This window comes from Williamsia sp. z34 (assembly GCF_059553395.1).
Genome location: NZ_JCANWW010000003.1, coordinates 38,832 through 61,613, shown reverse-complemented (window position 1 = coordinate 61,613; position 22,782 = coordinate 38,832). Strand labels below are relative to the sequence as shown.

At 65.2% G+C, this 22,782-nt stretch carries 22 protein-coding genes; 5 read left to right on the top strand and 17 right to left on the bottom strand.

Features of this window, described 5'->3' with window-relative positions; all coding sequences use genetic code 11:
• Nucleotides 1–34: 34 nt before the first annotated feature.
• Nucleotides 35–757 carry an SDR family oxidoreductase gene (locus AC51GT_RS08950; RefSeq protein ID WP_496328528.1) on the top strand — a complete coding sequence of 241 codons (723 nt, stop codon included), beginning with the start codon at nucleotides 35–37 and terminating at the stop codon, nucleotides 755–757.
• Nucleotides 758–910: 153 nt separating this feature from the next.
• On the opposite strand, the gene AC51GT_RS08945 is transcribed toward AC51GT_RS08950, so the two are convergent.
• The 6 genes from AC51GT_RS08945 to AC51GT_RS08920 form a co-directional block, all read right to left on the bottom strand.
• Nucleotides 911–2,191, bottom strand: coding sequence for an HNH endonuclease signature motif containing protein (locus AC51GT_RS08945; protein WP_496328527.1), 1,281 nt, complete (start codon nucleotides 2,189–2,191; stop codon nucleotides 911–913).
• A gap of 555 nt (nucleotides 2,192–2,746) precedes the next feature.
• Nucleotides 2,747–4,339, bottom strand: a complete 1,593-nt coding sequence (locus tag AC51GT_RS08940; RefSeq protein WP_496328526.1) for a SulP family inorganic anion transporter — start codon at nucleotides 4,337–4,339, stop codon at nucleotides 2,747–2,749.
• A gap of 14 nt (nucleotides 4,340–4,353) precedes the next feature.
• Nucleotides 4,354–5,067, bottom strand: a complete 714-nt coding sequence (locus AC51GT_RS08935) for a cysteine hydrolase family protein (protein ID WP_496328525.1) — start codon at nucleotides 5,065–5,067, stop codon at nucleotides 4,354–4,356.
• Entirely contained in the window at nucleotides 5,064–6,497 is a 1,434-nt protein-coding gene (locus AC51GT_RS08930; RefSeq protein WP_496328524.1) for an allophanate hydrolase, read from the bottom strand. The genes AC51GT_RS08935 and AC51GT_RS08930 overlap by 4 nt, the downstream gene beginning before the upstream one ends.
• Nucleotides 6,498–6,553: 56 nt before the next feature.
• A complete protein-coding gene (locus AC51GT_RS08925; RefSeq protein ID WP_496324156.1) occupies nucleotides 6,554–7,234 on the bottom strand; it encodes a GntR family transcriptional regulator in 681 nt (226 codons plus the stop codon).
• A 105-nt stretch (nucleotides 7,235–7,339) separates the two neighbouring features.
• Nucleotides 7,340–7,489, bottom strand: coding sequence for a hypothetical protein (locus AC51GT_RS08920; RefSeq protein ID WP_496324155.1), 150 nt, complete (start codon nucleotides 7,487–7,489; stop codon nucleotides 7,340–7,342).
• Nucleotides 7,490–7,626: 137 nt separating this feature from the next.
• Between AC51GT_RS08920 and AC51GT_RS08915 the strand changes: the two genes are divergently transcribed.
• A complete protein-coding gene (locus AC51GT_RS08915) occupies nucleotides 7,627–8,025 on the top strand; it encodes a nuclear transport factor 2 family protein (protein WP_496328523.1) in 399 nt (132 codons plus the stop codon).
• On the opposite strand, the gene AC51GT_RS08910 is transcribed toward AC51GT_RS08915, so the two are convergent.
• Nucleotides 8,022–8,783: an SDR family NAD(P)-dependent oxidoreductase gene (locus AC51GT_RS08910; protein ID WP_496328522.1), complete on the bottom strand. Its 762-nt coding sequence runs from the start codon at nucleotides 8,781–8,783 to the stop codon at nucleotides 8,022–8,024. The genes AC51GT_RS08915 and AC51GT_RS08910 overlap by 4 nt on opposite strands.
• Nucleotides 8,784–8,888: 105 nt before the next feature.
• Here AC51GT_RS08910 and AC51GT_RS08905 point away from each other — a divergent pair, with 105 nt between their 5' ends.
• Complete coding sequence (locus AC51GT_RS08905; protein ID WP_496328817.1) at nucleotides 8,889–9,671, top strand: helix-turn-helix domain-containing protein; 783 nt, start codon at nucleotides 8,889–8,891, stop codon at nucleotides 9,669–9,671.
• 78 nt (nucleotides 9,672–9,749) lie between these two features.
• Nucleotides 9,750–10,118, top strand: coding sequence for a DUF427 domain-containing protein (locus AC51GT_RS08900; RefSeq protein WP_496324151.1), 369 nt, complete (start codon nucleotides 9,750–9,752; stop codon nucleotides 10,116–10,118).
• A 96-nt stretch (nucleotides 10,119–10,214) separates the two neighbouring features.
• Here the strand turns inward: AC51GT_RS08900 and AC51GT_RS08895 are convergent, their stop codons facing one another.
• The 9 genes from AC51GT_RS08895 to AC51GT_RS08855 all read right to left on the bottom strand — a co-directional run bounded on the left by AC51GT_RS08895 (nucleotide 10,215) and on the right by AC51GT_RS08855 (nucleotide 20,117).
• Nucleotides 10,215–11,174, bottom strand: a complete 960-nt coding sequence (locus tag AC51GT_RS08895) for an alpha/beta hydrolase (protein ID WP_496328521.1) — start codon at nucleotides 11,172–11,174, stop codon at nucleotides 10,215–10,217.
• 235 nt (nucleotides 11,175–11,409) lie between these two features.
• A complete protein-coding gene (locus AC51GT_RS08890; RefSeq protein ID WP_496328520.1) occupies nucleotides 11,410–13,008 on the bottom strand; it encodes an MDR family MFS transporter in 1,599 nt (532 codons plus the stop codon).
• The gene (locus tag AC51GT_RS08885; protein WP_496328519.1) at nucleotides 13,009–13,647 is read right to left on the bottom strand and encodes a TetR/AcrR family transcriptional regulator; all 639 of its coding nucleotides are present in this window, start codon (nucleotides 13,645–13,647) and stop codon (nucleotides 13,009–13,011) included. It abuts the gene before it with no gap.
• Nucleotides 13,648–13,799: 152 nt separating this feature from the next.
• Nucleotides 13,800–15,677, bottom strand: a complete 1,878-nt coding sequence (locus AC51GT_RS08880) for a propionyl-CoA synthetase (protein WP_496328518.1) — start codon at nucleotides 15,675–15,677, stop codon at nucleotides 13,800–13,802.
• A 21-nt stretch (nucleotides 15,678–15,698) separates the two neighbouring features.
• Nucleotides 15,699–16,577, bottom strand: a complete 879-nt coding sequence (locus tag AC51GT_RS08875) for a metal ABC transporter permease (RefSeq protein WP_496324146.1) — start codon at nucleotides 16,575–16,577, stop codon at nucleotides 15,699–15,701.
• Entirely contained in the window at nucleotides 16,574–17,374 is an 801-nt protein-coding gene (locus AC51GT_RS08870; RefSeq protein WP_496328517.1) for a metal ABC transporter ATP-binding protein, read from the bottom strand. Before AC51GT_RS08870 ends, AC51GT_RS08875 begins: the two co-directional genes overlap by 4 nt.
• Complete coding sequence (locus tag AC51GT_RS08865; protein ID WP_496328516.1) at nucleotides 17,371–18,300, bottom strand: metal ABC transporter substrate-binding protein; 930 nt, start codon at nucleotides 18,298–18,300, stop codon at nucleotides 17,371–17,373. The genes AC51GT_RS08870 and AC51GT_RS08865 overlap by 4 nt, the downstream gene beginning before the upstream one ends.
• Before the next feature lie 93 nt (nucleotides 18,301–18,393).
• Nucleotides 18,394–19,191: an alpha/beta fold hydrolase gene (locus AC51GT_RS08860; RefSeq protein WP_496328515.1), complete on the bottom strand. Its 798-nt coding sequence runs from the start codon at nucleotides 19,189–19,191 to the stop codon at nucleotides 18,394–18,396.
• Nucleotides 19,188–20,117 carry a LysR family transcriptional regulator gene (locus tag AC51GT_RS08855; RefSeq protein WP_496328514.1) on the bottom strand — a complete coding sequence of 310 codons (930 nt, stop codon included), beginning with the start codon at nucleotides 20,115–20,117 and terminating at the stop codon, nucleotides 19,188–19,190. Before AC51GT_RS08855 ends, AC51GT_RS08860 begins: the two co-directional genes overlap by 4 nt.
• An 83-nt stretch (nucleotides 20,118–20,200) precedes the next feature.
• On the opposite strand from AC51GT_RS08855, the gene AC51GT_RS08850 reads away from it, so the two are divergent.
• Nucleotides 20,201–21,328, top strand: a complete 1,128-nt coding sequence (locus tag AC51GT_RS08850) for a TDT family transporter (protein WP_496328513.1) — start codon at nucleotides 20,201–20,203, stop codon at nucleotides 21,326–21,328.
• On the opposite strand, the gene nadB is transcribed toward AC51GT_RS08850, so the two are convergent.
• A complete protein-coding gene (gene nadB, locus AC51GT_RS08845; protein WP_496328512.1) occupies nucleotides 21,237–22,754 on the bottom strand; it encodes an L-aspartate oxidase in 1,518 nt (505 codons plus the stop codon). The two genes, AC51GT_RS08850 and nadB, sit on opposite strands and share 92 nt — an antisense overlap.
• Between the last annotated feature and the right edge of the window lie 28 nt (nucleotides 22,755–22,782).

Genomic DNA, 22,782 nt, shown 5'->3' with positions numbered 1-22,782 from the left:
GAATCAAAACCCTTACCAGACAAGGACATAACTGATGGCCAAGATTGTTCTCATCACCGGTGCTTCCAGCGGAATCGGCGAAGCAACCGCGCTGCACCTGGCCGAACAGGGCTGCACCGTAGTGCTGGGCGCCCGACGGATCGACCGCCTACAAGCACTCGTCGAGCGGATCAAGGCGTCCGGTGGCCGGGCCACGGCCCATACCCTGGATGTGACGGACAGGGGTGATGTCCAGGCTTTCGTGGAAGCGGCCCGCGCCGAATACGGTCGGGTGGACGTGCTGGTCAACAATGCGGGAGTGATGCCACTGTCTCCCTTGAGCTCCGGAAAGGTCGACGAGTGGGAACGCATGATCGATGTGAATGTCCGCGGGCTGCTGTACGGGATCAACGCCGTGCTACCGGTTTTCGGCGACCAGCGCAGCGGGCATGTGGTGACCATCGCTTCGGTTGGCGCTCACCAGGTCTCGCCCACGGCGGCGGTCTACTGCGGGACCAAGTACGCCGCCTGGGCGATCACCGAAGGTTTGCGGCAGGAGAGTGAGCCGTGGCTCCGTGTCTCCACGATCACACCGGGCGTGGTCGAATCAGAGCTGGCCTCGACAATCACCGACAAGGGCGCACAAGAGGCGATGGCGATATACCGGGCCAACACCATTGCGCCTTCGGCCATCGCCCGCGCGATCGGATTTGTCCTTGACCAGCCGAGTGATGTCGACGTCAACGAAATCGTGGTGCGGCCTGCGGCTCAACGCTAGTGTGCATCGGCGCCATGAGGGGACCGGTCGGAGGGGACGAGCACTCCGACCGACCGGTCGGCCTCATGGGGTTCACTATTCAGTTCTCAAAGGTCTTGCAGTACACAGGGTTCACCTGTGTTGCTCGGTCCGTCAGTTGGGTGTCTCGTCGCGTTATGCGGCGGCGAGTTCGGTGGTCAGGGTGCGGCGGGCATGAGATCGTAGTTCGGTGGTGCTGCCGGGTGTGAGGAACCAGGGATGCCCGTCGTGGCCGATGAACACCTTCCACCCGCGGTGGTGGATGTAGCGGTGGTGTCGGCGGCAGAGTAGGACCATGTTGCTCAGGCTGGTGGTGCCGCCGTTGCGCCAGAAGTCGATGTGATGGGCATCGGTGTACACCGACGGGCAGCCGCATCCCGGGAATGCGCAGCCCTGGTCGCGGGCGATCAGCGCTTTGCGGATCGCGGGGGTGACGGTGCGTTGGTCGCGTCCGACATCGAGTGGCACCGAGTTGTTGTCGAGCAGGATTCTTGTGATCACCGAATCACACGCCACCATCTGCGCGGTGGGCGCCGACGCCGGTCCGGTCCATTCGAACTTCGGCGCCATGGCCGGCGGTGTGGCACCCGGGATGCCGCGCAGCTGTAAGTGTTGCAGATGTTCGGGTGAGACGGTCACCGTCACATGTGGTTTCGCCCCACCCCGGGTGGGTCGGTCTTCCTGATCGAAATACGAATCCAGCAACCGTTCCAGCGCATCAGCCCGGATCTGGCCTGCACTCCGCGGATCCGGCGAGCCATCGGGTTCAGGTACTGGTGTGCACAGCGGATCGAGTGCCACCGCCAACTTCTCGCCGAGCAGACTGTCCAAGTCCAGGGTGCCGTGGGTGCGGCCGTCATCACCGGTCCCGAATGACAACTCGTTCAGATCATGATTTTCCGCGTCCGGCACTTCTTTGTCGGGTGGCGATAACACCAACGCCATATGCCGTGCCCGCACCGACACCGCCGCCGGTGTGCCCATCAACGCTTCGGTCAGTAGTCCGCGCACGCAATCGGACCGGTCAACATCGGGGAGGTCTGGATTGCGACGCTCAATATGATTGAGGCCCTTGATGATCGAGTCCACATGCTCACCCGACAGGCTCCCGTCCACGCCGTAGGCTGATACCGACGGAATGTCACCGAGTGCCCTGCCTACTCGCACGTACCGGTGCGCAACCGCCGGCGCCATACCGGCGTCCCGTAACAGCTTGGCTGTGGACCCCACGCCTTTCTTCTGCGCGATCCGGCGCCGATCGACCTCGCCGACCAAACGAAAAAGGACCTGCTCCACAACATGATTGAGACGTATCACCGCCACAACCCGCGACGACAACTCGGTGTCATCACCCGCGACCAAAGCCGCATCCCCTGCCAGATCTGAAATTCTGGCGAACATCTCCCCGAGGTCCATGGCCCAACTTTACTCGCCCGATCGCATTCGCACAAGTGTTCGAATGAACATATATGTTGAGCTGCAGCATCTTTCACTAATCCAGCGTGCGTCCCCGCTTAGTCTATCTGAACGGTCTGACACTGATAGCGGGCGTGGATTCCGACGGCCTCGGCTATGTCGACTCCGCCGAACCGCGCCACACTAGATGGCTTGCTGAATCGGTCTGGTGACTCCGAGGAAGTTGAACCATCGGTCGCGACTATCAACGAGGGCCCGTGGGCGGAAGAGGTGGGTAGACCCAATCATTAACGGAGCGGACAGGTGTACGCAATTGCAGCGGCCGTGGCCACCAGCTGAATATCATCTACGACGATGGCGTGGATGCTGGACCCTTGCTCACGGTGGCCGCTCTCCAGTTCCGACCCACCGTCTTCCGGTCGTCCCGGAGTGAACCCACGATATCGGAAGTGCGCCGTTGGCGTTGGCGGGTGGGTCTTTCGGTGGTTCGATGCCATCCCGAGCCAGCGCCCCGACCATCAGGCCGGGGCGCTGCGGGACGGCGAAAGGTGAACACTACGCGGCCATCACGTCGGACTCGTCGTGGACCACCTCCTCCTTCGCTCCGGGAAGGAACGAGTATGCGAGGCAGACGATTCCGAAGAACAGGTAACCCAACGCGACTTCCGGGGCGGCATTCCACGCGATCTCCGGTGCGTGGATGAGACCGATGAACGACAGCACGGCGCCGACTGCGGAAGCGATGGCGGCGTACAGGAACTTCTTGTCGATGATGAAGGTGACCATGGTGCCGAGCACCAGGCCGACCAGGACTGCGCCTTCGCCGAGGACCTTGAGGCCTTCGTAGACAACCCCGGCCTCGTTCATGGCGCCCATGCCGACCTCCCCGGCGGTGGTGCCGGCGGCGGCCAGGGAGTTGTCGATCAGGCCGTGAGCCCACTGCGCGAGGTTGGGCAGGATCGCCGCGACCACCGCGATCGCATGGATACGTGGAACCGCCTGGAAGGCTTGCGCTCCGATCAACAAGCCGATGTACAGCAGGATCGGTACGATCGCCGGAACCGGTAGCAGCGCTTCGAGAATCCCGAACAAGCCGAGGAAGCAGAGCAGGCCGATCGCCAGGCCGCTCGCCAGTGAGTAACTGGCCCGTCCACCGGCGTCCTTCCAACCCGGATGGCCGATGTAGACCGCCGGTGGGAACGGTGAACCGAAGCCGGCGCCGATGCACGCTCCGGCACCGTCGGCGAGCAGAACGCTGCGCAGGTTGTAGTTGTCACCTGCCGCAGCGGCGCTCTCCACGTTGCTCATCGCTTCGGTGAAGTTGTAGATGCCCAGAGGGATGGCGGTGCCGAGCAGTGGTGCGAGGTCGGTCAGACCGTCGAACAGCATGTCGAAACGTTGATCGGGAATGCCCAGTGCGATGTTCTCGACGGCATCACCGACGGCCGGGGCGTCCATGAACCCGCCGGCCCAGCCGATCGCCGTACCGACGAGGAGTGCCGCCAAACCGACCGGAACATTGCCGGGCAGACGAACATTGGTGAAGAATCCGATCAGGATGATCGCCAGCACCGGCAGGCCGATCCAGGCGGCCTCCCACATCTGGGCGGCCGGCCGCATCGAGATGAAGGTGATCGAGATGCCCGCCAGGGTGCCGAGCATCGCCGCGCGCGGCGTGATCTTGCGGATGTGCGGGCCCACGAACGCGCCGATCATCACGATCACACCGATCATGAATGCCCATGCCAGGCCCGCTTGCCAGGCGGCGACGGCATCGTCGGTGTTCAGGTAGACCGGCAACATCACCACGAACACGACGATGAACATGTGAGGAACACTGGGACCGTAGGGCAAAGCGGTGACGTCGGTGCGATTCTCCTTGCGGCCCAGACGCCGTGCGAGCCAGGTGTAGTAGAGGTTGCCCAGGATCAGAGCCACACCGAGGGCGGGCAGCACGGTCCCGAAGACGTCACCTTCGTTGAAGCCGACGACGTAGATCAGGAGCCCGGTCAGGGTCAGGACATTGACGAGGATGTTGAATCCGAGGCCGAAGAAGGCGTTGGTGTCACCTCGGGTCCACCAGGGGATGGTCACCGGTCCGTCCGGTGCGGCGGGGACAGGGGTCTTTTCGTTGATTTCTGTGGTCATGACTTCTGGTTCCTTCAGCCTCGGGAGACAGGTGCGGGTTCCGGCGTGACGGGTAGATCGGCAATGGCGGGGATGACCGCCGCGGAATCGGCAACCCAGCCGAAGATTCCACCTTGCGCGCAGATCATTTCCAGCCCGATGCGCTGGAAGTCCGGGAAATATGAACCAACACAGTCGGATACGACCAGACACTCGTACCCTCGGTCATTCGCCTCCCGGGTCGTGGTGTGTACGCACACCTCGGTGGTGACCCCGGTGACCAGTAGTTGGGTGATGCCCGCGTCGGTGAGGATCTGCTGGAGTTCGGTGGCGTAGAAAGCACCTTTGCCGGGTTTGTCGATGACGACCTCACCGCTGATCGGGGCGAGTTCGTCGATGATGTCGTGGCCGTACTCGCCGCGGATGAGGATCCGTCCGTACTTGCCGGGGTCGCCGATTCGCTTGGACGGCGCCCCACGGTTGAGTTTCGCAGGCGGGCAGTCGGATAGGTCGGGTTCATGCCCCTCCCGGGTGTGGACCACCATCAAGCCGGCGGCGCGCGCGGCGGTGAGGAGTTCGGCCAACGGTGGAACCACTTTCAGGAGCATGTCCACGTTGTTGCCGAGGCTCTCGCCGAAACCGCCGGGCAGGATGAAGTCGCGCTGCATGTCGATCACGATCAGTGCGGTCTTCTCGGGTATCAGGGTGAACGGTCCCGGTGAGGCGGTCTCGACAGTGGATGCGGTCATGGATTCTCCCTGGTGGATGTGGTTGTTGCGGAGGGGGTTCGCTGCGCATCCGCGGGCAGTTCACCGGTGTCACGGGGTTCGTCGAGCAGGCGGGCGGCCAGGGCCAACACGGTGTCGTCGGACAACGCCGGGCCCAGGATCATCACGCTGAGCGGCCGTCCATCGGCGACGGTTCCGACCGGTACTGCCACCCCGGTGAGGTCGAGCAGGTTGCCGAAGTGGGTGTAATGCCCGAGGGCGGTGTTGCATTCGATGGGCCGCGCCAGGACTTCGTCGACGGTGAACGTTGTCCCGATCGTCGGCACGATCATCACATCCATGTGTTCCCACAGGCGGGCGACCTGGGCCTTGAGTTCCTGCAACTGCTGTTGCGCGGCGAATGCGTCCACGGCGGTGTACTTTTCGCCGCTGCGCAGGATGTCACGGACCACCGGGTGGATCGAGTCCGGTTGCGCGGTGAGGAAGTCAGCGAACTCGACCAGTCGCTCGGCGACCCAGGGCCCGGCATAGAGTAGGGCGCCTGCGGCCAGGAAGGGCGCCAATGGCGGCGCAACCACACGCTCGCTCGAGGTGATTCGTTCGCGGAATGCCAGATGGGCGTCCCGCATGTCGGTGTCGCCGAAGAACTCGAGTTCCTCGGGGCCGGGCAGACCCACCCGGATCGTGGCGCCGTCGTATCGCGGGCCGCGATCGCGGGACCAGGAGTCGTTGTCGTCGCGGCCGATCATCACATCGAGGACCCGATCGGTGTCGTCGATCGATCCGGCCATGACGGTGATGCAGTCCAACGATTTACAGGCCGGGACCAGGCCGACCGTACTGATCAGTCCACGCGACGGCTTGAACCCGACCACGCCGTTGAGGGCGGCCGGCACTCGTCCCGAACCGGCGGTGTCGGTGGCCACCGCAAACGGGACCTGTCCGAGCGCCACGGCGAGCGCCGAACCCGAACTCGAACCTCCGGAGATCATGTTGCGGCCGTAGACGCTGCGCGGCACCGTGTGTGGAGTACGGGTGCCGTTGAGTCCGGTGGCGAACTGATCGAGATTGGTCTTGCCGACATACAGGGCACCGGCATCGAGGAGTCGCTGCACCGCGGGTGCGGTGGCGTCGGCGATGTACGCGTAGTCAGGGCAGGCGAGCGTCGTGGGGACACCGGCGACGTCGATGCTGTCCTTGACGCCGAAGGGCACGCCGTAGAGCGGAAGCGTGCGGGCGCCGGGTCGCTGTTCGATTTCTTCGGCGGCGGCGAGGAGTTGGTCGCGCGGCACCGTCGACAACCAGGTGCCGTCGTCGCCGCGGGCCGCGATCGCGTCGGCGACTCTCGCAGCGGTTTTGGTGGGTGAACCGGTGCCGCCGGCGTGTGATTGCAGGATCTCCGCCACCGAGGGGCCGATGGAGGGTCCGGTTGCCGTGAAATCGAAAGTCATAATGTCGATTGTCGACAGAATGGTGCCAACCGTGGAACGGCTGCGTTTCGATCGTGTTAGCTGTTGCTCTCCAGGTCCAGATAGTCGAGTTGACCGTGGTTCTTCGCCGCGGCGACCGCTATCTGCGGATCATTCGTTTCGAGCGCCTCGAGCACGTGCTGATGCCGCCGGATCCCGTCGGCGGAATCATGCGCACGGGCTTCGCTTCGCAGGTTGATGGCCATCGGGAGCTGGAGCTTGAGCAGGATGGGCTCCATCGCGATGTCGAGTTGGCGATTGCCTGCCAGCCCGACCACGGAGGCGTGGAAGCGGCGATGTGCGTCGTCCTTCTCGAGGTCATCATCGCGCTCGGCGGCCATGCGCATGTCCTCCAACGCTTCACGGACCGGGTCCAGGTCTTCCCTGACGTCGGCCAGCGGTAGTGCGGATTCGATGGCGTGCCGCTCCAGGACGTGCCGCAACTCGAACAGTTGCAGGATGTCCTGCGGTGACCACGCGGCGACCCGGGATCCGCGCCGCGGCAGGTGTTCGACCAGCCCCTGTTGTCCCAGCAGGCGCAGCGCCTCGCGCAAGGGCGCCCGGCTGATGCCGAGACTGGCACACAGTTGTTCTTCGACGATCTTGTCGCCGGGCTTCAGCGCCCCGGACAGGATCGATTCCCGGATACGGCGGCCCGCGACATCGACAAGGCTGACCGGAAGTCCGTGTTCATCGAATGACCTGCTTGGCACAGCCACAAGTGAGCCTCACCCTTCCGCCCCGGGGATCTATCGGGATTTTGTCGACAATCCTAAACGCGCCAACCCCGACCGCGCATGGTTAGCGGATGTAAAGACGGTGGATCACTGACCGTCGGTGGTTCCGTCGGTACCGCCGACGGCGTGATCGCGTTCGTCGTCGGCCTCGTGTTGCGCGGCCTCGTATGCCGCCTTCTCTGCGGCTGTCCGCTCGGTCTCTCCGACGGGCTCTTCGTTCTCGTGGGGGAAGGTCATGTCCGGAGCATGCCCGCTGCAGCGGACTCACAAACCTGCCGAAAATACTTACCTCACACGTCATCGCCGGGAGCCACCCGCCGGCGGCAGCATGGATTTCACCCAACCAGCAACACCCTGACGTGAAGGAGAAAGCCATGACCGAGACCGTCCACAACGCACACGAGACCGCTGCGGCAACGCTGATCGACCGCTACCTCGATGCCTGGAACGAGACCGACGCCGCCGCGCGGCGAAACCTGCTCGACGCACTCTGGGCCGATGATGGTGTCTACACGGATCCACTCGCGTCGGTCAGTGGTTCCGATGCGATGGATGCGGTGATCGCCGGAGCCCAGGAGCAATTCGCCGGACTGCTGTTCGTCCGCGGCGACGTCCTCGACACCCACCACAACATCGCCCGCTTCACCTGGGAACTGGTTCCCGAGGTGGGCGCCGAACCGCTGGTGGTCGGGTTCGACGTCGCCGCCGTCGACAGTAACAACAAGATCACCAGTGTCTACGGATTCATCGACAAGATGCCCGGTGCGAGCTAAGTGATGCTGACACCACCATCGACGACGATGGTCTGGCCGGTGACATAGCCGCCGGCCGGAGAGGCCAGCCAGATCGCGGTGGCGGCGAGTTCTTCGGGATCGCCGGTGCGGCCCAGGATCATCCGCGGGGCCATGGATTCGAGATAGCCGTCTGCGTACGAGTCGGTCATCTCCGATTCGAAGAAGCCGGGTGCGATGGCGTTGACCCGGATGCCTTTTCGACTACCCCATTGCTGGGCGAGGTCACGGGTCAAACCCGAGATGGCGGCCTTGCTGGCCGAGTATGCAGCCTGGGGGAGTCCGGCGGTGGTGATGCCGAGGACGCTCGAGATGTTGATGATCGAGCTTCCCGGCGTCATCACCCGGCCACAGGCCTGCGCAGCCCAGTACGAACCGTTCAGATTGATGTCGATGACCGAGCGGAACTGCTCGGGTGTCTCCCGGGTGGCGGGGAAGGCGGTGCCGACCCCGGCGTTGTTGATCAGTACGTCGACCTGCCTGAATTCGTTCATCGCCGCGTCGACAAGCGCACCGGCCTGGTCGGGGTCGGCGATGTCGGTGCTCACGGTCAACGCGGTGCCACCCACCGATTCGACCAGGGCGGCGGTGTTCTGGAGTTTGTCGGCGCGACGGGCCGCAAGCACCACTCGGGCGCCGGCTTCGGCGAACGCCTTGGCGAACGCGACACCCAATCCGGATGAGGCGCCGGTGACGATCACGACTTTGTCGTCGATCCGGAAACGGTCGAGCACGCTCATGGTTTCACTCCTGTGACATCGGTGGTCCGGGCTGATCATAGGTGTCAACGCCTGACCCAGGGTTGATAATGCTCCACAGACGGCCACGTGAGGGATGTGAGAATCATGGGTGAGCAGCGCTATCTGTTCGGGGAATTGTTGCGGCAGTGGCGAATCAGCCGAAAGGTGCCGCAGTTGGAACTCGCGTCGGTGGCCGAGGTGTCGGCGCGACATCTGAGCTTCCTGGAAACCGGACGTTCGGCACCGAGCCGGACGATGGTGTTGCGCCTCGCCGAGCATCTCGATGTGCCCTTGCGTGAGCGGAACCAATTGTTGCTGGCAGCCGGCTTTGCACCTTCCTACGGGGAGTCGTCGCTCGATGGCGAACGAATGATGATGGTACGCGGCGCTTTACGTCAGGTCCTGACCGCAACCGAACCCTATCCGGCGCTCGCGATCGACCGGCACTGGAACATGGTCGATGCGAATGCGGCGGTCGCGCTCTTCACGCGGGACGCGCCCGACGACCTCCTCGAGGCGCCGTTCAACGTTCTCAGATACAGCCTCGACCCTCGGGGGCTCGGCAGCCGGATCGTCAACATCGGCCAGTGGCGGAGCCACCTGCTCGACCGCTTGGATCGCCAGATCAAGGTCACCGGCGACCCCGTTCTGATCGAGTTGCTCGCCGAGTTGCAGAGCTATCCGTTCACCGATGACAGCGACGAGGATCCGGCGTTGTCCGGCGATGTCGCGGTGTATCTGCGGCTGCGCATCGACGGCAAGGAGCTCCTGTTCTTCAGCACGGTGACCACCTTCGGAACCCCGCTCGACGTGACCGTCGACGAACTGAGTGTCGAGAGTTTCTATCCGGCCGACGACAAGACGGCGCAATATCTCCGGCGCCTGTAAATCTGGTCCGCTTGGGGTTTGGGCCGGAATGCATCCGCGTACGGTGGCGTTGAGGGACAAAGATGAGAGGTGGATCACATGACCAAAACTCGACTGATACCCGACGACACCCATCCGATCACCGTGGAGCCCAGCGCGGGACAGGTCCGGGTCCGGGCAGGTGACACGATCGTCGCCGACACCGCCAGGGCGCTGATACTCCAGGAAGCGGGCTATCCGCCGGTCGCATACGTTCCACTGGAGGCAGTGGACCAGTCACTGCTGCGGCGTAGCCGCACGAAGTCGCACTGCCCCTACAAAGGCGACGCGTCCTACTACGACCTGGTCACGCCGGACGGCGTGATCGAGGATGCCGCCTGGTCTTACGAAGAGCCCTATAACGCGGTCTCCGAGATCGCCGGTCACCTGGCCTTCTACCCCGACAAGGTGGTCATCACCGTCTCCTGAACTGTCGACAGGGACCTGGCGACAAAACAAATCGGCCGCGATTCGGAAGGTTCCGAATCGCGGCCGATTGCTGGAGGTACTGATCTGGCGGAAGTGTCAGACCCCGAGTGCCGGAGCCAACGTGCCGTACCAGGATTCCTTGAGGCGGTCCTCCCAGAAGGTCCACCAGTGCACACCATCGGGGGTGATGTGGGTCTGCGGATTGACGCCCGCCGCCCGCAGGCTGGTGACGTAGAGCGAGCTGCTGATCGACGCAGCGGTCTCCAGTGGCACCATCTGCGAGAACTTGACCGGGTCGAACGAGGTGCTGGTCGGATTGAAGACCGGATCGGTGCTCAGCGCCCCCGATCCCGACGAGACGTAGACGCGCTTGCCGCGCAGGCTGGCGGGGTTCAGGGAGGGATCATTCTGGATCCATCCCGCACCGGGCCACGTGCCCCACATGTTGACGGGGTTGCCGCCCATCTCGATCACCGAGGCGGCGATCCCCTGGGCGAAGCCGGGGATACTGACGGTCGGGTAACCGCTGTACGAGGCAACCCCCTGGTAGAAGTTCGGGTGCTTGCTGGCCAGGTTGAGCGCCGAGGTACCGCTCATCGACAGGCCGGCGATCGCGTTGCGGCGATTGTCGCTGCCGAAGTTCGACGCCATGTACGCCGGCAGTTCCCGGGTCAGGAAGGTCTCCCACTTCTGGCGACCCAGGTTCGGGTCGTCCTGCTGCCAGTCGGTGTAGAAGCTGCCACCGCCGCCGAAGGGGATCGCGACGTTGACGTTCTTTCCGGAGAAGAAACGTTCGACATCGGTCTCGATGAGCCAGCCGTTGTTGTTGTCCGGCGCCCGCAGGCCGTCGAGCAGGTACAGCGTGGCGTGGCTGCCGCCGCCGTCGGCCGAGATGACCTTCACCGGGATCGTCTTGTTCATCGAGGCGGAGTAGACCCGAACGGTCTGTGAAGCAGCAGCGGCAGTGCCGGGATTGGCGGCCACGGAGACCGCCACTCCGGCAACTAGGGCAAGGGAGCCGGCAACAATCTTCCGCCAGGCAGTCTTTGCTCGCATCAGGTTCCTTTTGTACGTCGTTGTCGAGGGAGTCCGAACAGCACACCGATCGCGACCGCCTCAGGGGCGGCCAGGCAAGATAACAGCAAGATAACAGGACCGCCCGTGGTATGCACATCACTCAAAACGGACCCGACCTCGATGAATCTAACCACCGATGTGCCGGTCGAGTGGGGTGTATTCGATCATCGAGATCAACGGAGAAGGTCGAAACGGGTGTCGTCGGGCCGCTGGTCTATCGGTCGGCGGCGGTCTGGGTGGCCGGTGGCTGTTCGGCGGTCGACGTCACCGGTTCATCGTGGGCGACGGTCGTGGCCAAGGGCTTCTCGATCACAAAGCACAGCAGGATGGCGCCCACCACGCACAGTGGGCTGATGAAGAGGAAGACCGGCATCAGGGCATCGTTGTACGCGTGGACAATCGGCTCCCGCACCGAGTCCGGAAGGCCGTGGACGATCGCCGGCGTCAGTGATTTCGCACCGTCACCGGTCCCGGTGGCATCGGCGGGGATCCGGCCGACCAGCAGGTCGGCCAGACGGGACGCGAAGACACTGCCGACCAGGGCAGCTCCGAGGGAGGCGCCGATCTGGCGAAAGTAATTGTTGGCGGCCGTTGCGGTCCCGACGAGGCTGTACGGGAAGGTGTTCTGCACGATCAGGATGATGATCTGGAAGCTGATACCCAGTCCGCCGCCGAGGATGCCGAGGCAGACGCAGATCATCCAGGTCGGGGTCGACAAGGCCACCTGCGACATCAGGAACAGGCTCAGCGCGATCAGCAGTGAACCGGCGATCGGCATGGCCTTGTACCGGCCGGTGCGGGATACGAATCGCCCGCAGACAATGGAACAGACCGTCATCGTTGCCATCATCGGAACCATCAGGAGTCCGGCATGGGTGGAGCTGACGCCCAGTGCCATCTGCAGGTAGGTCGGGAGATATGAGATCACTCCGAACATCCCGATTCCGCCGAACAAACCGCCGATGGTGGTCAGGTTGAAGTTCCGCTGCCGGAACAGCGCCAGTGGCAATACCGGTTCCGCGACCCGGCTTTCGATCACGATGACGGCGATCCACGCCAGGACGGTGCCGATCAGCAGGCCGATGATGGTCGGTGACGTCCACGCGTACTGCGAGCCACCCCAACTCGCGATCAGCACGACGCCGGTCGTCGCGATGGCCAGGACGGACATGCCGAGGATGTCGATCTTGCGTTTGACGCGCGTCACCTTCGGTGGGTGCAGGAATGCGATCGCCGCGATGATCGCGAGCGCGCCGAGCGGCAGATTCATCCACAGGGTCCAGCGCCAGCCCGGACCCTCGGTGAGCCATCCGCCGAGAAGGGGTCCGGCGACGGAGGAGAGCGCGAAGACGCCGCCCATGATCCCCGCATAGCGACCACGGTCGCGGGCCGGGACCACATCGGCGATCGTCGCCTGGGCGAGCACCATCAGGCCGCCGGCCCCCAGGCCCTGGATGGTGCGGGCGATGATGAGCGTCAACATGTTCGGGGCCAGTGCGCCGATGATCGACGCCCCGGTGAAGATGCTGATCGCGATGATCAGCAACGGCTTTCGTCCGAACTGATCACCTAGCTTGCCGTAGATCGGCATCCCCACCGTCGACGCCAGGATGTACGAGGTGATGACCCACGACATCTGGTTGGTGCCGTGCAATTCGCCGACGATGGTCGGCAGCGCCGCGCTCATCACGGTTGTGTTCAGCGACGCGAGCAGCATCGCCACCAGCAGACCGGCGAACATCAACAGCACATTGCGGTGCGTGGCCTGTGACTGATCGGTTTTCGGTGTCCGGCCCGGGGCATCGACTGCCATCTATGCCTCCTCGAGAATGGTGGTGAACGATTTGGCGGCTCGGTGGACGAGTTCGTCGAGGGGGATGTCCGCCTCGGGCTCTTTCAGCAGCCAGTCGATGGCGATGCGGACGACGGATTGTCCGGCGGTCACCAGGATGTGCGCGGTCGACTCGATGTCGACCGAATGACTGCGGCGTTGCCAGCGACCGGATTCCGCGAGCCGGATCTCGACGAGGGCCCTGGCGAGGTGGCGGATCTGATCTGTGTGCGCGAGTCGCATCCGGGCGAGGTCGGGGTGGCGGTGCATCAGTTCGACGCGCACCTTGCGTCCACCGGCACCGCCTGCTGTCTTCTCGAAGACATCGAACAGGAGCAGGGCGACCTTCTCGAGCAGGTTGTCGTCGTCGCCGATGACAAAGGCGGCGGCGGCAGCGTCGTCGATGAAGGGGGTGCGCAGGCCGAGGATCGCGTCCTCTTTGGTGGGGAAGTAGTTGAAGAAGGTGCGCGGCGAGATGTTGGCCTCGGCGGCGATCTCTTCGATGGTCACCTTCGACAGATCGGTCTGCTCCAGGGCGGCCGCGGCGGCCGCCTGGTGGATCGATGCCCAGGTGGCAGCACGCTTCCGATCCCGGAGCGACTCCTTGTGTGCTGGAACCATCTAAATAACTTAGCCAAAAGTTGCACGACTGCAAAGTTGCAGACGTGCAAACATTGCCCCGACCCCGCTCCCGCCCCCCGATGATGTGCCCTTTTGGCGGTGCTCACCTGGGCTTTTGCTCGCCAAAAGGGCACATCATCGGGGTGGGAGGGTCAACCGAGTTGCTTCTTCAGGGCGTCAAGGACAGCCGTGTCTTCGATGGTGGACGGCACGACATAGTCCTCATGGTCGGCGATCTGACGCATCGTCTTACGCAGGATCTTACCCGAGCGGGTCTTGGGCAGACCGTTGACGACGGTGACATCACGGAAGGTGGCCACCGCGCCGATCTCGTCGCGCACCATCTTGACCAGTTCCGACCGCAGGACGTCGTCGTCGATGTCGGCGCCCTCTTTGAGGACGACGTATCCGCTGGGCCGCTGGCCCTTGAGGTCGTCGTGGATCCCGATCACCGCGCACTCAGCCACTGCGGGATGTGAGGCCACCACGGCCTCGATGCTGCCGGTGGACAGCCGGTGTCCGGCCACGTTGATGACGTCGTCGGAGCGGCCGAGCACGAAGACGTATCCGTCGGCATCGATGAAGCCGGAGTCGCCGGTGAGGTAGTGGCCGGGGAAGGTCTTCAGGTACGAATTGTGGTAGCGCTCTTCGTCATTCCACAAACCCGCCAACGTGCCGGGCGGCAGCGGCAGGGCGATGACGATGTTGCCTTCGCCGCCGGCCTCCACCGCTTTGCCCTCGGCGTCGACGATCTCGACGCGGAAACCGGGAACCGGCACCGTCGGTGAGCCGGCCTTGATCGGCATCGGTTCGAGCCCACGGAGATTGGCGGCGATGGCCCAGCCGGTTTCGGTCTGCCACCAGTGGTCGACCACCGGGACGCCGAGGACCTTGGTGGCCCACTCGTAGGTGTCCGGGTCGAGGCGTTCGCCGGCGGCAAACAGTGTCTGCAGTGTCGAGACATCGTGATCGGCAAGCAATTTGGCATCCGGATCCTGCTTGCGGATCGCCCGGATGGCGGTGGGCGCGGTGAACAGCGCCTTGACCTTGTAGTCGTCGATCACGCGCCAGAACGCACCGGCGTCGGGTGTGCCGACGGGCTTGCCCTCGTACATCACGGTGGTCGCGCCGACCAGCAAGGGCGCGTAGACGATATAGGAATGCCCGACGACCCAGCCGACGTCGGAGGCGGTCCACCACACATCGCCGGGCCCGATGTCGTAGATGTTGGCCATCGACCACGTCAACGCGACGGCGTGGCCACCGTTGTCGCGGACCACGCCCTTGGGCTTTCCGGTGGTGCCCGAGGTGTAGAGGATGTACAGCGGATCGGTGGCCGCGACGGGAACCGGTTCTGCCGGAGTCGCTTTCGCGGTGAGTTCGTCCCAGTCGTACCAGCCGTCGTGGTCGGCCGCGCTGCCGTCGATCTGGTCGCGGTTCTTGACGATGATGGTGGCCGGGGGCTCCGCGGACAGGCTCAGGGCCTTGTGGACCATCGGCAGATACTCGATGGTGCGGCCGGGTTCCAGACCGCCCGAGCTGGTGATCAGCGCAACGGGCCGCGCGTCGTCGATCCGGGTGGCGAGCTCGGGGCCGGCGAATCCGCCGAACACCACCGAGTGCACGGCACCGATGCGAGCGCAGGCCAGCATCGCGATGGCCGCCTCCGGGATCATGGGCATGTACACGATGACCCGGTCACCGGACTTCACGCCGCGTTCGGTGAGCACGCCCGCGAAGGTGGCGACCTCGTCGCGCAGTTCGGAATAGGTGTACGAGCGGGTCTCGCCGACCATGGCCGAATCCCAGATCAGGGCCGTTCGATCACCGTTGCCCGCCAGCACGTGCCGGTCGAGGGCATTGAAGCTGGTGTTGAGGGTGGCGCCGGGGAACCAGCGGTAGCCGCCGTCCGGCCGGGTTTCGAGGGCGGCGGTGGGGGCCTGGTACCAATCGACTGCTTCGGCAGCTTCCAGCCAGAACCCTTCGGGGTCATCCGCACTGCGCGCAAACGTCTCCGCATACGAAACCATCGCCGCCTCACCTCTCCCGCGTCAGGGCGTAGCGAGAGCCGAGGAGCGTCGTCGCTGTGCCCGGTTGATCACCTTGACCAACACACCCTGGCGTGGCGCGAACAGGTAGATGGCCGCAAACGCCAGGCCCTGAGCCAATACCACCATCGCACCCGGTGCCACGTCCAGGTAGTACGCATAGTAGATCCCGAGCACTGCGCACACGCACGCGAGGACCGGGGCGATGACGAGCATCCGGTTGAAGCGGTCGGTGAGCAGGTATGCCGAGGCGCCCGGGATGATGAGCATTGCGACCACCAGCACCACGCCGACAATCTGCAGTGCGACAACACAAGTCAGGGCCAGCAGGCCGAGCAGCAGGGCGCCCAAGCGGCGAGGGGAGAGTCCGATGGCGTGGGCGTGGGTGGGATCGAAGGCGAACAGTGTCAGGTCGCGTCGTTTGAGGGTCAGGATGATGACGGTGACGATGGCCAGTCCGACGATCTGCCACAGATCGGACTGCGAAACGCCGAGCACGTTGCCGAACAGGATGTGATTGAGGTCGGTCTGACTGGGCGTGACGGAGATCAGTACCAGGCCGAACGCGAAGAGTGTGGTGAAGACGATGCCGATCGCCGCGTCCTCCTTGACCCGGCTGGTGTCCCGGACGACCCCGATCAGCATCACCGCCCCCAGGCCGAAGATCAAAGCGCCCACCGCGAACGGGGCTCCGACGATGTATGCGAGCACCACGCCGGGCAACACCGCATGTGAGACCGCATCCCCCATCAGGGACCAGCCGATCAGCACGATCCAGCAGCTGATCATCGCGCAGACGGCCGCCGCGACCGTGGTGGCCAAGAGCATGTTGACCATGAAGTCTTCGGCGAGCGGGTCGAGCCACCAGTCGACGATCATCATGGCGCGACCTTTCCGTCGATGATGTCCATCCCGAATGCCCGGGCGAGGATCCGGGGCCGCAGGACGATGTCGGGTGAATCCTGGACGAGGACCGTTTTGTTGAGCAGGACGGCTTCGTCGCAGAACGTCCCGAGTGAGCCGAGGTCGTGGGTCGAGACGAGGATCGTCTTGCCCTCGGCGGCCAGTTTGGTGAGCAGGGTGATGATCGTGGCCTCGGACTTCTTGTCGACACCGGCGAACGGCTCATCGAGGAGCAGGACATCGGCTTCCTGGGCGATGCCGCGGGCCACGAATGCGCGCTTGCGCTGCCCGCCGGAGAGCCGTCCGATCTGTCGATCGGCCAGCTCGGTCAACTCCACCTGTTCGAGCGCGTGCGCCACCGCTTCCTTGTCGGCCCGGCTCGCGCGTCGGATGAAGTTCTGATGGCCGTAGCGGCCGGTCATCGCGACGTCACGGACGGACACCGGGAACGACCAGTCGACGTCCTCGGACTGCGGGACGTACGAGACCAGGCCCTTTCTTCGGGCCTGCGCCGGCGTCCCACCGGAGATCGACACGCTGCCGGAGTCCGGCTTGACCAGGCCCATGATCGTTTTGAACAGGGTCGACTTGCCAGACCCGTTCATCCCGATCAGTCCGCAGATCCGACCCGGTGCGATGGTGATGTTGACGTCCTCGAGGGCGTGTACCTCGCCGTAGTAGACGCTGACCCCGGCGATCGACAGCGCCGGCGTGACCTGGGGTTCGTCGCGTCGGGGCGCCAGCAACCCTTCGGCTGTCGGGGGGATGGCCGTCATTGGCTTCCACTTTCGGTCAGGGCGCCGAGGATCGTGTCGGCATCGTGGCGGATCAGGTCGAGGTACGTCGGCACCGGTCCATCGGCTTCGGACAGAGAGTCGACATAAAGCGTGCCGCCGAAACGCGCGTTGGTGGCTCGTTCGACCTGGCGCATCACGGCGTCGCTCACGGTCGACTCGCAGAAGACGGCCTCGATGTCGTTGTCGCGGACGAACTCGATCGTCGACTGCAGTTGTTTGGACGTGCCCTGCTGCTCGGCGTTGACCGGCCAGACGAATCTCTCGCGCAACCCGGTGTCGCGGGCCAGGTAGGAGAAGGCGCCCTCGCAGGTGACCAGCGCGCGGCGCATCGGGGGGACGTCGTCGAGGCGATCGACCATCTCGTCGTGGATCTGCTGCAACTGCACCTTGTACCGCTCGGCGTTGGCCCGGTACTCCGCGGCGTTGCCGGGGTCGAGATCGACAAGGGCGTCGGCGATGTTGTCGGCGTAGATCTGTACGTTCAGCGGCGACATCCACGCGTGCGGGTTCGGTTTGCCCGCGCCGGCGTCCGCGGTGATCGGAATGGCGGCGACACCCTCGCTGGCGACCACGTGGGGGGCGTCGAGCCGATCGACGAACCGCTCGAACCAGGCCTCGAGGTGCAGTCCGTTGTCGATGATGAGGTCGGCCCGGGTGGCGCGGCGCATGTCGCCGGGTGTGGGTTCGTAACCGTGGATCTCGGTGCCGGCTTTGGTGACCGACTCGACCCGGAAATTGTCGCCGGCGACGTTGGCCACGATGTCCTGCAGGACGGTGAATGTGGTCAACACCGTCAATCGATCATCGTGACGTTCGACCTTGCCCACGCACGCGCTCAGCGTCACCACGGCTGCCGCTGCCAGCAGGAGGCCGGTCGCGCGGGCGAACCCGGCGTGAATTCGCATCTTCCCATCGTAGAGTTCGGCTCTCCGAACTTTCAAGTTCAGTGTTGCGAAAGGGCGGGCTGACCGGGGTCGATCAGGCCGGCTCGGGGGGATTCACCGCAAGAACGCGGCTGTCGTCTGTGGCCATTGCCGCAACTGCATGGGCGTATCGGCGATGACCACCTCGGCGTCGGGGATCCTCTCGGCCAGGTGCCGCGCCGTCGACAGGGGATGGCCGGCGTCGCCCGACCAGGCCAGGATCAGCACCGGTAGGTGCAACGCGGCCAGGGCGTCGTCATCGGGTAGATCGGAGCGGGCGGCGCCGCGCAGAACCGATGGGAGCAGGGACTCCGGCACCTGGGGCGCGGGTGGTGTCCGGACCAGTCCGGAGTAGATGTGCGGCATCGGCTCGGATGCGAAGGCCTGCGCATAGGCGGCCAGACCGGACCGCTCGATCCACGCGGCGTCGTCGAGGTACCCGCGCACATGAGCGGCCCGTACCGCACCCATGGTGGGCGGGGTGGTCAGCACCAGGCGCCGGAATCGGCCCGGATCCGTGGTCGCGGCGTAGAGCAGTGTGGCGGTGCCCATCGACGAACCGAGCCCGTCGACCGTCTCGCCTTCGGCAACCTGGTCCAGCAACCCCAGCAGGTCCAGGCCCAGGTTCGGCCAGGTGTAGTGCTCGGGCTCGGGGTCGCCGGTCGAACTGCCGTGGGCGCGGGCGTCATATCGGATCAGCCGATGTTCGGCGCTCACGGGCGACCAGTCGAACATCCCGGACCGTTCCTGGCCCAGACCGCTCGAGGTGAGGCCGTGTGCCCAGATCGCGACGGGACCATCCCCCGACTCGGTCCAGGCGATCTCGACTCCGCGGACCTCTGCGCGGTGGTCGGTACCCGATTCAAATGTCATGGCTGCCCCGATGTCTCGAATGCTGTGGCCTGCTGATCGTGTGTCGCCAAGGACACCAGTTCGCGGGCCGGCCCACCGAGTCGGGATCCCCGTGGCCAGATCGCGCGTAGGTCCCGCGGCATCACCACGTCCTCGACCTCGATCCGGGCCAGCCGGCCGTCGAGGAGTTCTTGTGCGACAGACAAACTCGACAACACCGCGGGGGCGTCCGAGCCGAGGACCGCGGCCTTGACGGCGGCGACGGAGTTGAGCTCCAGCAGCGGATCGACGACCTCGCCCAGTGCCGACTCGAAGGTCACGCGCGTCCCCGAACCCGGCTCACGTTGCACCAGTGGGGTGGTGCGCAACTCCGCCGCCGAGATGGGCCGGCCGCTAGCAGCCCACGGGTGGTCGGGTCGCGTGATGACCACCAGTTCGTCGCGCGTGACGGTCAACGCCTCGAGCCGGTTGTCGGTCTCGGGCCCCTCGATGAATCCCACGTCCACCGAGCCGGCCAGGACCTCGCGCGTGACATCGGCCGAATTCATGGGCCGCACCCGAATTCGGGTGTTCGGATGTGTCCGGCGCAGGGTCAGCGCCCACCGTGGGATGAGGTATTCGGCCACGGTCATCGACGCGGCAACGGACAGTGACGCACGTTTGCTCCCGAGCAGTGAATCGACGCCGGCCGAGAATCGTTCGGCCGCATCCAGCAACCCTGACGCCCACTCCAGGACGGCAACACCCTCGGCCGTGAGCTCGGTTCCGGCCGGGGACCGACGGAACAGGACGACGCCCAGTTCGCGTTCCACCGAGTGCACCCGGGCGCTGATCGCCTGCTGGCTCAGGTTCTGCTCCCGCGCCGCCGCGCTCATGCTGCCCCCACGGGCCACCGAGACGACCACATCCAACGCGGACAGATCCGGGACGCGCGCGGGCAACACCATCGGTCGAGGGTACAACTGCCGGTTGTACCGGGACAAGGGCAAGCCATCTACCGGGCGGGTGGCCATCAACGCACGCTTGATCCATGACACCGAACTGGTTTGCCGCAATCATGGGCACGGGCATCGTCGCGACCGCCGGCGTCGCGTTGGACTCGAGTCTGCCCGGACTCGGTGCGCTGACCACGGTGTTCTGGTTGCTGGCGGCAGTCGGCCTGGCGATCGCCTCGGTCCTGTTCCTACGGGGTGGTCCCTCGCGGCACGCCGCCGACCCGGCGATGGCCCACTTCTACGGTGCCCCTGCCATGGCCCTGCTGACCGTGGGCGCCGGCACCATCGAGCTCGGACCGCAGTTCATCGGTGCGGATGCAGCGGTCTGGATCGGCGGCCTGCTGTGGACGGCGGGCACGGTCGCCGGTGTCTTCACAGCCGTCTGGATTCCCTTCCGGATGATCACCGGAACCCAGAGCGCACAGTCGGGGGCGATGCCCAGTTGGTTGCTGCCGGTGGTGCCGCCGATGGTCTCGGCGGCCGGCGGATCGCTTCTCATCGAGCATGTTCCGGCCGGTCAGTTGCGGATGGGTCTGATCGTCGTCTGCTACGGGCTGTTCGGGCTGAGTCTGCTTGTCGGACTGCTGACCATGGGGATGGTGTATTCACGATTGATCCACCGGGGACTCCCCTCGACGCTCGTGGCCCCGACGGTGTGGATCATGCTCGGGCTGATCGGCCAGTCCGTGACTGCCGCAGTGCTTCTGGGAGAGCGTGCATCGCTGGTGTTCGTCGGTGACCAGGCATCGACGGCGGCCGGGCTCCGGCTCCTCGGGATCGGCTATGGATTGGTGATGGGTGGATTCGCGGTCTTCGTCTTCATCCTGGCGGTCTCCCTCACGGTCCACAATGTCCGACGTGGGATGGGCTTCACCCCGGCCTGGTGGAGCTTCACCTTCCCGGTCGGAACCTGTGTGACCGGGTCGTCGGCCCTCGGGTTCGCCACCGGTTCTGTTCTGCTCCAGGGGGTTTCGATATTCCTGTACGTTCTCCTGCTGGCTGCCTGGGGCACCGTCGCCTGTCGGAGTGTTGCGATGGTCGCCGGTGCGCGGGCGGTGGGGTCGGCGCCGGTCAGATGGCCGGATCGTCCGTCCGATGATGGCATCCGCGAGACTCTTTGCGTGCCAATGCCGAGGCGACCACGAGTTGCGCGGTCAGGGTGAGTGCGGCGTCTTCGTGGTCGGTGACGCCGCGGGGGCGCCGCACCGGTGCCGAATCGAGTCGATCGGCGAGCGCGGTCAGGCCCGTCTGATCCCTGCTCAGGGCGGCGTGTGCGGACATCTGGTCCTGGAGTTCGGTGCGGTTTGCGATTCGAACCGCACCGGCCGGACCCGGATCCGGGGCCGGGATCGTGGTGCCGGTGCGCCCGGCGGCGGCCCGGGCGACACGCCTGCCCATCACCAGGCCCTCCAGTAAGCTGTTGGAAGCCAGTCGATTTGCGCCATGCAGGCCGGTGCGTGCGACTTCTCCGGCGGCGTACAGGCCGGGCACCGTGGTGGCCCCCTCGGTGTCGGTGACCACGCCACCACACAGGTAGTGGGCGCCGGGCACCACCGGGATCAGATCGGTCGCGGGGTTGATGCCGATCTCGGCAATCCCGGCGGTGACGGTCGGGAACCGCCGTGCGACGTCGGCGAGATGCCGGGCATCGAGGTAGACGTGGTCGGCGCCGGTGCGGATCATCGCGGCGCTCACCGCGTCCGCCACCACGTCCCGCGGCGCGAGGTCGCCGAGTGGATGAACACCCGCGGTCACCGAATTGCCTTGGACATCAACGAGTATCGCACCCTCACCGCGCAACGCCTCGCTGATCAGGGTTCGGCGGCCCCGGACTCCGGGCCGGTACAGCATCGTCGGATGGAATTGGATGAACTCCATGTCGGCGACCGCCGCGCCGGCCAGATGGGCCAGCGCGACGCCGTCACCGGTCGCACCGAGGGGATTGGTGGTGGCCCGGTACATGTGCCCGACGCCGCCGGTGGCCAACACGACGGTCGGTGAGTACACCTCGGTGCGGACGCCATCGCCCGAACCGATGGCCAGGCCGACGGCCGTTCCGTGGGTGCTGAGCAGGATCTGCTGGGCATGCGTGTCATCGAGGACCCGGATGTTGGGGTGTGTGAGCGCCTTCTGTGTCAGGGCCCGCTGCACCTGGGCGCCGGTGGCATCCCCGCCCGCATGGATGATGCGGCGAACGCTGTGCCCACCTTCGCGGGTCCGCAGAAAGCGGCCATCGGAACCGGTGTCGAACTCGGCACCCCAGTCGACCAGCGCGGAAACCGCCGCGAAACCGTCGCTGACGATCGATTCGGTGGCGGCGGGATCGGCGAGACCGGCCCCGGCCACGATGGTGTCGCGGGTGTGGAGTGCGATCGAATCCTCGGTGTTGTGGGGCTCGACGACGGCGATGCCACCCTGGGCGAAATAGGTGGCGGTACCGGGTTCGCTGTCACCGGGATGCCAGCGGAGGCCCTTGTTGACAACCAGGACATCCAGGCCGGTTTCGGCCGCGGTCACCGCTGCGGTCAGGCCCGCGACACCGGCCCCGACCACGACCAGATCAGTGCGCAGCGCCGCGTCGGAAACCATGAGGGAAAAGTCTATCCGTCGAGGTCAT